This window comes from Microcoleus sp. N3A4, from assembly GCF_036701805.1.
In the GTDB taxonomy this organism is placed as follows: domain Bacteria; phylum Cyanobacteriota; class Cyanobacteriia; order Cyanobacteriales; family Microcoleaceae; genus Microcoleus.
The window spans coordinates 21192-33791 of sequence record NZ_JAUBRJ010000022.1 but is presented as its reverse complement, the minus strand read 5'-3'; the positions used below and the strand labels follow the sequence as shown (position 1 = coordinate 33791).

The following is a 12600-nucleotide window of genomic DNA, read 5'->3' as shown; positions in this document are numbered from 1 at the left end:
TGGTAAAACCCGCCCCTACCGGCCGTCGTCGGGGCGGGTTTCATCAACTATCTATGCCTGAAACCAACAATATAATAAACCCGCCGCCGCCCAACGAACAACTGTTTTATGGGGACTAAATTATGAAATACGATCCTAACAAACACCACCGCCGCTCAATTCGCCTGCCAGGATATGATTACAGGGCTCCCGGCGCGTATTTTATCACTATTTGCAGTTGGCAGCGCGAATGTTTATTCGGCGAAATTATTAATGATAAAATGCAATTGAGTCCCTATGGTAAAACTGTTTTATTCCATTGGAGCATTCTTCCCAAACGTTACAAAAACGTAGCATTAGACGATTTTATTGTGATGCCAAATCACGTTCATGGAATTATTGTTTTGAAAGGCAGCCCAGAAATAAATTATACAGAATCCGATAAATTTGGGCACAGAAAATCAACAATCCATCCTTTGTCGGAAATTGTGCGGGGTTTAAAAACATCTTCGGCGCGGCGAATTAACCAAATGCGATCTTTGACAGGCATCTCGGTGTGGCAGCGGGGTTATTACGAACATATCATCCGCAATGAAGAATCATTAGTTGCCATTCGTGAATATATTGTTAATAATCCTTTGTTGTGGGGAAAAGATGAATTGTCTCCTCATAATTCAGTCAAAATTAATGAATTTAGTCCGCTGGCGATCGAATGGAATGGCAAATCTTATATACAGTCGATCGTCGTGTAATATTATGTCGATCGATTTGTAGGGGCGGGTTTCACCAACCATCTATGCCTAAAAAAAACAATATAATAAACCCGCCCCGCCCAACGGTAAATCCGAATCTACATTTTTTTTATGCGATCGAACATCAGGTTAATCTGGGTTATTGGTTGGGTGGGGGCGGGTTTATATAGATGGTTTGTGAGCATCAAATATTGTTGGTAAAACCCGCCCCTACAGCCCATCGTAAGGGCGGGTTTCACCAACCATTTAGGTGAGAAACCAACAATCTAATAAACCCACACCTACAAACTAAGGCAAATCCGTGCTCCCCATCAGATAAAGGTCGCACTCCCGGGCCACGCCGCGCCCTTCATTAATCGCCCAAACAATCAAACTTTGTCCCCGGCGACAGTCCCCAGCCGCGAAAACTCCCGGAATGCTGGTTGTATATTTTTCATGATCCGCTTTCACGTTGCTGCGCGCGTCGCGTTCCAATCCCAAGTCATCCAGCAAGGGCTGTTCCGGGCCGAGGAAGCCCATCGCCAGCAAGACAAGCTGTGCGGGTAGGACTTTTTCGGTGCCTGCGATTTGCTTCGGAATGAACTGCCCTTTTTCGTTTTTCGCCCACTCCACCTCAACGGTGTGCACGGCTTTGACATTGCCGTTTTCGTCGCCCTCGAACTTTGTCGCCGTGGTGAGATAGCCGCGGGGGTCGTCGCCGAATTTGGCTGCTGCTTCTTCTTGGCCGTAATCCAAGCGGTAGACTTTCGGCCATTCGGGCCAGGGATTGTTGGCCGCGCGTTCCGAGGGCGGTTTGGGGAGGATTTCTAGCTGTACCAGGCTGTTGCAGCCGTGGCGGATGGAGGTGCCCACGCAGTCGGTGCCTGTGTCGCCACCGCCGATGATGACGACATCTTTGTCGGTGGCGGAGATGAAGTTATCGTTTGTACTCTTGTCTAAAACTGCTTTGGTGTTCGCAGTCAAAAAGTCCATTGCGAAGTGGATGCCTTTTAATTCCCGGCCGGGGATGCCCAAGTCGCGGGGTTTGGTGGCGCCGGTACAGAGGACAACGGAGTCGTATTCTTTTAGCAGTTGTTCTGCTGGCAAGTCTTTGCCGACTTCGGTGTTGCAAACGAATGTCACGCCTTCGTCTTCGAGGACTTTGAGGCGGCGCATTACGACTTGTTCTTTGTCTAGCTTCATGTTGGGGATGCCATACATTAGCAGGCCGCCTGGTCGATCGGCTCTTTCGTATACAGTTACCCAATGACCGGCTTTGTTGAGTTGCGCGGCGGCGGACAAACCGGCGGGCCCGGAACCGATGACGGCGATTTTTTTGCCGGTGCGTTTGGCTGGCGGTTCGGCGGTAATCCAGCCTTCATCCCAGCCTTTATCGATAATTGCGACTTCGATGTTTTTGATTGTCACCGGCGGGTTGTTGATGCCGAGCACGCAAGCGCCTTCGCAGGGTGCGGGACAGACTCTGCCGGTGAATTCGGGAAAGTTGTTGGTTTTGTGGAGTCTGTCTAGGGCTTCTTTCCAGAGTCCGCGATATACAAGGTCGTTCCATTCGGGGATGAGGTTGTTGATCGGGCAGCCGCTTGCCATGCCGCTAATCAGGTTTCCGGTGTGGCAAAATGGGATGCCGCAGTCCATGCAGCGCGCGCCTTGGGTGCGGAGTTTGTCCTCATCCATCGGCAGGTGAAATTCGTCCCAGTTGTGGACTCTCTCGACTGGTGAGAGTTCGGAGGGCAATTCGCGCAAGAATTCGATAAAGCCTGTTGGTTTTCCCATAGTGGTGTCTCTGTTAGAATTTACTATTCTGTCAGTTTCTCAAAGGTGAAGCTGGCGGGCTTCTGAATAAACTATTGTGATCTAAATTGTGTGCGATCGCAGTTCAGATTGAGCAATTCCTACCTGAAATCTTCAATATCGCCGGGAGTCGGGGAATTGTCGGCTGCCGTAAAATATAGATCGACAGCAAAGAAACCGGGTTTTTGAGGGGGATTAAAGGTTTTAAAGGTTTTGATGCAGTTTTTTCGTCCATCAAACCCGGTTTCTGCGTATTTTCAGCATTGCTTATTCTCGGACGATCGCCCGCCACCGATCGTCCCACCTCTGGAAACCCTCCCGGGTTAACTCGGACTGCCCGCCAGCGTCAACTTTCAAGCGCCGTCCCCATCAGGAGGGCTGGAAATAAAATATAAAAAGTTACAGACCTTGCAAAATATTATTTTAAGGATATACTACTGTAAATCTGTCAGCTAAGTGGGGTTTATTTGTTAAACTCCTAAAATAGGTAAATAAACTCATGAGCATTACAGTTCAGAACGTATCTAAACACTTCGGCTCCTTTCACGCAATTGACAACGTGAATTTGGAAATTAAAAGCGGCTCTTTAGTCGCGCTATTGGGGCCTTCCGGTTCCGGGAAATCGACTCTGCTGAGGATGATTGCGGGACTCGAACCGCCTGACACGGGTCATATTTACCTGATCGGCGAGGATGCTACCCAGCAGTCGGTGCAGGAACGGCATATCGGTTTTGTGTTTCAGCACTACGCTTTGTTTAAACACATGACTATTAAGAAAAATATTGCTTTTGCGATGGAAATTCGCAAAGCTCCTAAAGGCTCAATTAGCAGGCGGGTTGATGAACTTTTGGATTTAGTGCAGTTGACAGGTTTGGGCGATCGCTATCCTTCGCAACTTTCCGGGGGGCAGCGGCAGCGGGTGGCTTTGGCGAGAGCTCTAGCAGTTCAACCGAAAGTGCTGCTGCTAGACGAACCTTTTGGAGCATTAGATGCTAAAGTCCGCAAAGAATTGCGATCGTGGCTGCACAACCTTCACAAAGAAGTTAACATCACCACAGTTTTTGTGACTCACGACCAAGAAGAAGCTATGGAAGTAGCCGATGAAATTGTGGTGATGAACAAAGGTAAAGTCGAACAAGTTGGCACTCCTGCTGAAATTTACGACAAACCCGCATCAGCTTTTGTGATGAGTTTTATTGGGCCTGTCAATGTGCTGCCGAATACTGCGGGTTTGTTCGCTAGCAACGGCACAACGGCTCACAAGAACGGAGCCGCCCATTCTGAAGTAGTGTTTTTGCGCCCCCACGATGTGGAAATTCAAACTAAGCCGCAGTCTGGTTTTGCATTAGCAAAAGTCAGCCGCATCATTCATTTAGGGCGGGAAATTCAAACCGAGTTAGTGTTAGAATCGGATCAGGTAGTAACAGCTTACGTGAGTCGCGAGCGCTTCGATTCTCTACAGTTAACGCGAGATCAGCAGGTTTACGTCAAGCCCAAACACGCGATGACTTTCCCTGCTTATTCAATTTAAAATCAGCGGCTGGATCTTACTCAAAATACTATCGGGGAGCTTCTACAAAACACTGCTGCTACATCATTACCAGGCTCGTGCCTGGTAATGCTGTCTCGTGGCTCCAAATCGGAGGAGCTTGCTCCTGAAATTCATTCCCAGGCTGTGACTGGGAACGATAAAAAAAGGTCAGCGAAGAATATGAATGCTAACAAATTGTTGAATTTAGCAACTAGCACTTTAGTTGGTTATCGCCGTTACATCCAGGCAGGATTAACACTTTGTGCAGGATTTGGACTGTCTGCGATCGCCTCTTCAGTCGCGTACAATTGGGAATACAAATTCATGCAAGCGGAACTGCAAGAGCGGCTGGACAAAATAGCTACAGACATTCAGAGAGATGTTAGCGGCAATTTAGAAATAATTCGGGCAGCGGGAGCATTTTACAGCGTATTTGACGGCGTTAAAAAACCAGAAATTAATACATTTGTTGGTACTGCCCTCTACCGCCATCCGAGCCTGAAGGCGATCGCTTGGCTGCCCCGTGTTTCTGACTCGCCGCAATTCCTGACTGATGAAATAGATTTAGGTTTAGATTTGACTGCCAATCGGCTAGCGTTAGAAAAAGCCGCAAAAAGACAAGAAATTACCGCGACTGGCAGCCAAAAAATGCCCTCACAAAATCAACCCATCGTCTTTGTATTCATGCCAATTTTTAATCAAATTTCTGCTGGTGATACCGCAGCATTGCAGCCAAACTTTCCTGCTAGGGAACCAGAAAAATTGAAAGGTTTTACTCTCGGGGTTTTGCTGGTTGATGCTATTGTTAAATCTGCTTTGCAGGAAACTAAACTCAACTTTATTAACGTGTATCTTCAAGATGCTATGGCTCCTGAACCAGAAAGATTTCTCGCTTTTTACGAAGCGAAGACTAAAAGGATCGTCACCGACGAAAATATTAAAAATAAACTCGATATTGGGGAAAGAGCTTACTGCCCGGACGGCAGCAGTTGCACCCGCATTCTCAATATTGAAAATCGCAGGTGGTTGCTGCAACTGCGACTAACGCCAGAGTACATTAATCCTCTAAGGTTTTGGCGTTCTTTGACTGTTTTAATTTGCGGGACAATCTTAACTTTGGCGGCGACACTTTATCTAACGAGCTTGTGGAATTATACCGATAAAATTGAAAAAATAGCAGCAGAACGCACGGCTAAATCTCAACAGCTAGAGCAAACGTTGCAAGAGTTGCAGCAAACTCAAACTCAACTGATTCAGCAGGAAAAAATGTCTAGTTTGGGTTTATTAGTTGCTGGTGTCGCCCACGAAGTTAACAATCCTATTAGTTTTATTTACGGCAATATTCAACACGCCAGCGCATATAGTAGCGATTTGTTGGAGTTGGTAAAACTCTACCAAAAACACTATTTGTACCCTCCCTCGGAAATTTCAGAGTATTTAGAAAATATTGACTTTGAATTTCTCAGCAAAGATTTGCCGCAACTGCTGTCCTCGATGAAAATAGGAACCGATCGCATTGTTCAAATTGTCAAATCTTTGCGTAATTTCTCTCGCTTAGACGAAAGCGAAATGAAACCTGTCAACATCCATGAAGGCATTGACAGCACTCTGCTAATCCTGCAAAGCCGGCTAAAAGCTACAGCCGATCGCCCGGCGATCGAGATTGTTAAAAACTACAGCAATTTACCTTTAGTAGAGTGCTATGCCGGACAATTAAATCAGGTGTTTATGAATATTCTGGCTAATGCGATCGACGCCCTTGAGAGTTACAACCTCGATCGCGGGCCCACAGCAGCGAAAGCCAATCCGATCGCGATCGCCATAACCACAGAATATTCGATCCCCGATCGAATAATTGTGCGGATATCTGACAACGGCCCCGGTATGGCAGAAAATGTCAAAAAACGGCTGTTCGACCCGTTCTTTACGACTAAACCAGTCGGAAAAGGGACAGGATTGGGACTGTCAATCAGCTATAAAATTATCGTAGAAAAGCACAAGGGTACGCTGCGCTGCGATTCGACACCGGGATTGGGGACGGAATTCTCGATCGAGATTCCGCTGCTGCAAGAAGTCAGACAAGCTGTACCGTTTGTTTCGCGGAAAATATCGGAGGCAGCTTAGAAACGGCTGGGGAAGAAAAATTTTTTTCCATAAACTACTGTAATTAGGTCGGATTACAGTATTATATGTAATAATGCCACAATCAAGACTGCTTTAGGCAGCTTAAACTGTCGGCACTGCCGATACTGTATAACCAAAACACGGCGAGACTAAATATGTTCACTGACTTGCAAATTATTTACGAACGCGACCCCGCGGCGCGCAACTGGCTGGAAGTATTATTTTGCTATCCCGGACTCCAAGCACTTTTTTTGCACAGGACAGCACACTGGCTTTATTCTGCGGGCCTGCCGTTTGTACCGCGCATGATTTCCCAACTTAGCCGCTTTTTAACAGGTATTGAGATCCACCCAGGAGCAAAAATTGGTAGGGGCGTGTTTATCGACCACGGTATGGGGGTGGTAATTGGCGAAACTGCGATCGTTGGAGATTATGCTGTAATTTATCAAGGAGCGACCCTTGGCGGCACGGGCAAAGAAATAGGAAAACGGCATCCGACGCTGGGAGAAAATGTAGTGGTGGGAGCCGGTGCTAAAGTTTTAGGCAATATCCAAATTGGCAATAATGTTCGGATTGGTGCGGGTTCGGTAGTGCTGCGGGAAGTCCCTAGCGATTGCACAGTTGTGGGAATTCCCGGCCGCATCATCCCTCGCAAAAAGCAGTTAGAAGATGCTGAAAATTCTCAAGGCATACCGGATTTGGAAGCTCAAGCGATTCGAGCTTTGTTCGATCGAATTAAGGATTTAGAAGACCAGGTTAATATTTTAAAATCTCAATCATCTCCGCTCACAACAACTCAATTAGAGCAAGCAGAGGCAGAAAAACATGAATTATTCCTGTCTTCCGATTTATTCATTACACAGTTTTTAGACGGTGCAGGAATCTAGTAAAGCTTTAATTTATATAGATTTTTGCCAGCAACACTATCCTGCTGCCATTGTGCAAACTAACTTTGATTCCTTCAGTAACTCGCTATGACTATTGCTTCTCTTTCCACTACAACTTTTGATGAAACGAGCCGACATATATTTTCTCGCCGCTCGCACTTGCCCAACAGAAGCAATGCTCTGTGGCGAATTGAAACTGGAGTAGTGCGAACTGTAACGTGGCTTGAAGATGGCACAATTATCACCTTGGGATTGTGGGGGCCTGGTGATACGATCGGCAAACCGATATCAAAATGCGATCCTTTTCAAATTGAATGCCTCACTAAAGTCGAAGCAATTTTACTATCTGGCGATCGCTGGCTAAATAGAGATATTTTGCTCAGTCACATTCAGCAGGCTGAAGATTTTATGGTAATGCGAGGTTACAAAAGAGTTGATTTTATGCTCTATCGACTCTTAACTTGGCTGGCTAAGAGGTTTGGTTCTGAGGTAGAGCGAGGACATCTGATCGATATGATTTTAACGCATCAGGACATTGCAGAAATTCTCGGTACAAGTCGCGTAACTGTCACTCGCACCCTCGGTAATTTTCAGCAGCAAGGCTTAATTAATCGTCTGCCGCTCCACCGGATTATTCTGCAACCTTCAGAGGTGTGGCACTACGAAATATAAAAGGATATTAACAGTTAACTGTTAACTGTTAACCTTTTAAATTCCAGATATTGTATCATGTTTCACAAAAAATTATATGGATGGAGTTTGTGAGGTATTTGTGATGGGCTATTGAGCGCTGCTAGCTTTTGGCTGCTTCGGCGCTTTTTTTTAGCGGCATTGCTTCCATCAGTTTGCACGGTTGGCTGTGGATTGCTGATGATGAAGTGGGTAGTGTTACGGGAGTTAAATTGCGATCGATCCTGCGACTCCAGAATTAAGCTACCAAAAAACTACTGTTTACCTATAGACATTAAGTATTTAATGGTGTAGTCTGTTAAATCAAGTAGAGATCGTTTGCGATCGCTCCTTGAGTGCGAAGCCCAACTGCGGGAAAAAACTCTCTCAATAGTGCCATTGTTGCCATTAGCAAAAATTACTGCCATAGCGAAATGTTATAGATGTTCGTGGCAAATATTATTGGATTGCATTTGCACTGCTTGCCAGCGCATGACATTAAGTTTTGCGCTCAATTCACCTGAAACTAAAATAACAATAGGAACTCTTCTTAATGTGGTATGAACGTCTAAAAAGTAGAATTTTGTGGTTCTCGGAAAAAAAGACTGGTTCGGCAGGTTTTTCTCTGAAGTCAGCAAACTTCCTGAAATCGTCACTGTTCAAAGCTTTTACTTTCTTTTTTGCAGTAGGTTTAGGCTTGAGCTGGTTAATTCCTCAGCCTGCAATCAGCCAGCCAAAACCAAAAGATGTCGAACTCACCTTAGTTTCCTTTGCTGTTACCAAATCCGCCTACGACAGGATCATTCCCGGCTTTGTAGCGAAGTGGAAACGAGAAAACAACCAGAATGTCAAGTTTAGCCAAAGCTACGGCGGTTCCGGTTCCCAAACTCGCGCTGTGATTGATGGTTTGGAAGCCGATGTCGTACACTTAGCCTTAGCTTTTGATACCGATCGCATCCAACAAGCCGGTTTAATTAAAGCGGGTTGGGAACGAGAAGTACCCAATAACGGAATTGTTAGCAAATCAGTCGTAGCATTAGTAGCGCGATCGGGCAATCCTAAAAAAATCCAAGGCTGGGCGGATTTAGCCAAACCGGGTATCAAAGTAATTACTGCTAATCCCAAAACCTCTGGTGTCGCGCGCTGGAACTTCTTAGCTTTGTGGGGTTCGGTAACTCGAAACGGAGGAAACGAACAAGCAGCCCGCAGCTTTGTCACTCAGGTTTATAAAAACGTGCCAGTGCTTCCTAAAGATGCCCGCGAAGCGTCAGATGTCTTCTACAAACAAAACCAAGGGGATGTGCTGATCAACTATGAAAACGAAATTCTGTTGGCGAAACAGAAGGGCGAAACCGAACCTTTCATCATCCCCCAAGTGAATATTTCTATTGACAACCCCGTGGCTGTAGTTGATAAAAACGCAGCCAAACACGGAACTACTAAAGTGGCGGAGGCTTTTGTGAAATATCTTTACACGCCGGAAGCTCAGCAAGAATTTGCTAAAGTGGGTTTTCGGCCTGTTAACTCGACGGTAGCCGGACAATTTAGCAGTCAGTTTGCCAGAGTTGGCAAACTGTTTACAATCAGCGATATGGGTGGCTGGAAGGGGGCGCAAAGCAAGTTCTTTGCTGACGGTGCAATCTTCGATCAAATTGAGAATGGTCTGGGCCGGAGATAATCGAGAGCGAAATTGGGTTAATTAAATTTTCTCCTCGACTACTCAATAAGTTTAAAGGCAAGTGCGATCGTCGCCCTTGCTTTTTTATTTCTCTTGATTTCTTTCTTCTCACTGCCAACAGATGCGATATCTAGCACCTGTTGACTGTCCCCAAGTAGGTGAGTATGAATAAACTTAACTATGACAGAGCATACAGCATATTCCATGTATATGCGGTACACACAACAAGGGTCGTAAGTAAGGTGCGTCGCCACCAGTCAATCTGCAAGTTCCATTAAACATGAGCAGCGACGCACCCTACATAACACGTACCACACAATAGAGCTTTATAGTGTACTTCACGAACCACCGAATATGCTGTATATCCAGCTACCTACTTAGCAGTTACTTCAAGGTGGGGGTATTGCCTGTAAAATAGTTGCTCCCTGCAACATTTGAGAGTTTCGGGCTCTACCCGCTTCTGGGTGTTCCCAAGAGGGTGCAAAGGGCGGAACCAATAAGGGGCAAGCTTTCCACCCACCCTGTACCGCCACGCCGAGCATCTGGCAGTTTCCGCCCCTGTGCCCGTGCTGCTCGTAATACCGACAGTGCCGACAGCTTAAACCTACATTTACGTTGCTCACGGGATTTCTCCAACCGTTTTTGTAATAAAAAGATACTAACACCTGTACACCTACCGGAATTGTGTACTATGATATAATGTACAATTTAAATTCGATCGCGAGTGGGGAATGTGGAACTATCTTCTAGAGTAGAATATGCCCTGTTAGCGCTCTTGGAACTGGCGAGCCACTACCCGAAGGATTCGCCCCTAACAGTGAACGAAATTACTGCTTCTCAAGAGATACCGGAACGCTATCTCGACCAAATTCTTGCCGTGCTGCGGCGTGCGAGTATCGTCCAGAGTCTGCGGGGCGCTAAAGGCGGTTATTTACTGGCGAAAGAGCCTTGGCAGATTACTTTGCTAGAGGTGTTTTCGACTCTCGAAGGCGACGGCAACGGCCAGACTCAAAAAGTTTCGGAATCTCTAACAATAGAAAAAACTGCGGTGCTAGAAATCTGGCAGGAAGCTCAAAAGGCATCTTGGGATGTTTTGGGCAAATACACATTACAAGATTTGTGCGAACAGCGGGATGTTCGCAAACAAGCACATCCCATGTACTACATTTAATAGGAGAGAAATTAAGCCATGAAAATTGCTAAGGATGTTACAGAAATAATTGGCAGAACTCCTTTAGTTCAGCTCAATAAAATTCCCCAAGCCGAAGGAGTAGTTGCTCAAATTGTGGCAAAATTGGAAGGGATGAATCCCGCTGCTTCGGTGAAAGATCGGATTGCGGCGAGCATGATTCAGGCGGCAGAAGATGCGGGGTTAATTCAACCGGGGAAAACTATTTTAGTTGAACCGACTTCAGGCAATACTGGAATTGCTTTGGCTATGATTGCGGCGGCGAAAGGCTACAGTCTGATTTTAACGATGCCGGATACGATGAGTTTAGAACGCCGATCGATGCTGAAAGCTTACGGAGCTCAGTTGGAATTGACGCCCGGACATGAAGGGATGTTAAGCGCGATCGCCCGTGCGGAAGAAATTGTAGAAGAAACCCCGGATGCTTTCATGCTGCAACAGTTTCGCAACCCCGCTAATCCAAAAATTCACCGGGCAACCACGGCCGAGGAAATTTGGGAAGATACAGAGGGTAAAGTAGATTTTTTCGTGGCTGGAGTTGGCACCGGCGGTACGATTACTGGAGTTGCTGAGGTAATTAAACAGCGGAAACCGAGTTTTAGGGCGATCGCAGTTGAACCCGCCAGGAGCCCCGTGCTTTCTGGAGGCAAATCTGGTGCTCACAAAATTCAAGGGATTGGTGCAGGATTCATCCCGGAAGTGTTGAAACCAGAGTTAATTGATGAAACGATCGCAGTTAGCGACGAAGATGCGATCGCCTACAGCCGCCGACTAGCCAGAGAAGAAGGATTGTTGTCAGGAATCTCAGCAGGCGCGGCTTTGTTTGCTGCAATTCAAGTCGGCAAGCGTCCCGAAAATGCTGGAAAATTGATAGTTTTTGTGCAGCCTTCTTATGGCGAACGCTACCTCAGTACAGTCTTGTTCAAAGACTTAGAATTGCCGACAGTCAGCCAACTCGAAGCATTAATTAGCAATTAAGAGGACACGGCGCCGTGCCCTGTCCCTACCCGGATTAATTGTAGGGACTTAGGCACTGCCGTGTCCTAATTGTGGGTAACATCAACTCCGATGCTACCGGATTTGATATAAAATCTAAAATCCAAAATCGATTTAATTTTCAGACTTGATACAACTTCCAACTAGCCATCGCCAACATTCCGTAAATCACAAACTTTAGCGGGCGTTGAGGCATAATTTGGCAGAATTTAGCCCCTACCAAAACTCCCGGCACCGAACCCAACCAAATTGGCAAAACTAAACTCCAGTTTACTGTTCCGAGGCTGAGGTGTCCCAGAGATGTAAACATCAACAAAATTGCCGCCTGCGAAATATCTGTACCCACCAATTTAGAAGTATCCAGGCGGAAAAAAGCAATCAGCAACAGTGCAAACATCGAACCGGAAGACACGCTAGTGATTCCCACTATGCAGCCTAAAATTGCTGCCGCACTCACAGTACAAATACGGCCATAATTAGTATTTAAGTCCCATTCTGGGGGTGCAGGCAATTTAAAATTAGGGAAAAATGTTTTGAGAACTAATTGGGTCAGCGATAAAGCGACAATTAGGGCGATCGCTACTCCGAGAAAGCGCAGCAATATGCCATCTAAGTTCTGATTTCCGCTGGATTTGATGCAGTGTAAAATTCCCACGCCGGCCAGCGAACCGGGTACGCTACCCAAAGCCAGCCACTTAACTACTTGCAAGTCGAGCGTTTTTTGCTGCCAGTGTTTGAAGCCGCCAACAACTTTCATCAGTGTAGCAGCTACGACATCCGAACTAATAGCAACTGATGCCGGAACCTGGAAGACAAAAATTAACATTGGGGTGATTAGCGACGCTCCGCCAACTCCGGTCAAACCAACGATAATGCCCACGAAAAAACTGAGAAATGATAGTAATAAGTAGTTCACGGTTATGCCCAAAAACTGTGTGTTTAATCGCTGCCAACCAACAAATAGATAACTTTGGTGGCTCCTGCAACACAGCAACACAGGCAAA

General features: G+C 46.2%; 12 protein-coding genes. 9 read left to right on the top strand and 3 right to left on the bottom strand.

Annotation, left to right across the window (positions count from 1 at the left end):
• The first annotated feature begins 122 nt into the window (after positions 1–122).
• Positions 123–731: a transposase gene (locus QUA56_RS15040; protein ID WP_333358875.1), complete on the top strand. Its 609-nt coding sequence runs from the start codon at positions 123–125 to the stop codon at positions 729–731.
• Between the two features lie 288 nt (positions 732–1019).
• On the opposite strand, the gene gltD is transcribed toward QUA56_RS15040, so the two are convergent.
• Positions 1020–2504: a glutamate synthase small subunit gene (gltD, locus tag QUA56_RS15035; protein ID WP_333358873.1), complete on the bottom strand. Its 1485-nt coding sequence runs from the start codon at positions 2502–2504 to the stop codon at positions 1020–1022.
• A gap of 517 nt (positions 2505–3021) precedes the next feature.
• On the opposite strand from gltD, the gene QUA56_RS15030 reads away from it, so the two are divergent.
• From QUA56_RS15030 to QUA56_RS15005, 6 genes are all read left to right on the top strand, one after another.
• A complete protein-coding gene (locus tag QUA56_RS15030) occupies positions 3022–4053 on the top strand; it encodes a sulfate/molybdate ABC transporter ATP-binding protein (RefSeq protein ID WP_333358872.1) in 1032 nt (343 codons plus the stop codon).
• Positions 4054–4233: 180 nt separating this feature from the next.
• Complete coding sequence (locus QUA56_RS15025; RefSeq protein ID WP_333358871.1) at positions 4234–6177, top strand: ATP-binding protein; 1944 nt, start codon at positions 4234–4236, stop codon at positions 6175–6177.
• Between the two features lie 155 nt (positions 6178–6332).
• The gene (cysE, locus tag QUA56_RS15020; RefSeq protein WP_333358869.1) at positions 6333–7064 is read left to right on the top strand and encodes a serine O-acetyltransferase; all 732 of its coding nucleotides are present in this window, start codon (positions 6333–6335) and stop codon (positions 7062–7064) included.
• An 87-nt stretch (positions 7065–7151) separates the two neighbouring features.
• On the top strand, positions 7152–7736 hold the full coding sequence (locus QUA56_RS15015) for a Crp/Fnr family transcriptional regulator (protein WP_333358867.1): 585 nt from the start codon (positions 7152–7154) through the stop codon (positions 7734–7736).
• A 128-nt stretch (positions 7737–7864) separates the two neighbouring features.
• Positions 7865–7996: a hypothetical protein gene (locus QUA56_RS15010; protein ID WP_333194887.1), complete on the top strand. Its 132-nt coding sequence runs from the start codon at positions 7865–7867 to the stop codon at positions 7994–7996.
• A 290-nt stretch (positions 7997–8286) separates the two neighbouring features.
• The gene (locus QUA56_RS15005) at positions 8287–9411 is read left to right on the top strand and encodes a sulfate ABC transporter substrate-binding protein (RefSeq protein ID WP_333358865.1); all 1125 of its coding nucleotides are present in this window, start codon (positions 8287–8289) and stop codon (positions 9409–9411) included.
• A gap of 389 nt (positions 9412–9800) precedes the next feature.
• Here QUA56_RS15005 and QUA56_RS15000 read toward each other — a convergent pair whose 3' ends face one another.
• The gene (locus QUA56_RS15000) at positions 9801–10034 is read right to left on the bottom strand and encodes a hypothetical protein (RefSeq protein WP_333358863.1); all 234 of its coding nucleotides are present in this window, start codon (positions 10032–10034) and stop codon (positions 9801–9803) included.
• Between the two features lie 110 nt (positions 10035–10144).
• Between QUA56_RS15000 and QUA56_RS14995 the strand changes: the two genes are divergently transcribed.
• Both QUA56_RS14995 and cysK read left to right on the top strand, forming a co-directional pair.
• Positions 10145–10582 (top strand): Rrf2 family transcriptional regulator, encoded by a 438-nt coding sequence (locus QUA56_RS14995; RefSeq protein ID WP_333358861.1) that lies wholly within the window; start codon positions 10145–10147, stop codon positions 10580–10582.
• Between the two features lie 18 nt (positions 10583–10600).
• Positions 10601–11578 (top strand): cysteine synthase A, encoded by a 978-nt coding sequence (gene cysK / locus QUA56_RS14990; protein ID WP_333358860.1) that lies wholly within the window; start codon positions 10601–10603, stop codon positions 11576–11578.
• Between the two features lie 139 nt (positions 11579–11717).
• Here the strand turns inward: cysK and QUA56_RS14985 are convergent, their stop codons facing one another.
• On the bottom strand, positions 11718–12512 hold the full coding sequence (locus QUA56_RS14985) for a sulfite exporter TauE/SafE family protein (protein ID WP_333358857.1): 795 nt from the start codon (positions 12510–12512) through the stop codon (positions 11718–11720).
• Positions 12513–12600: the final 88 nt, after the last annotated feature.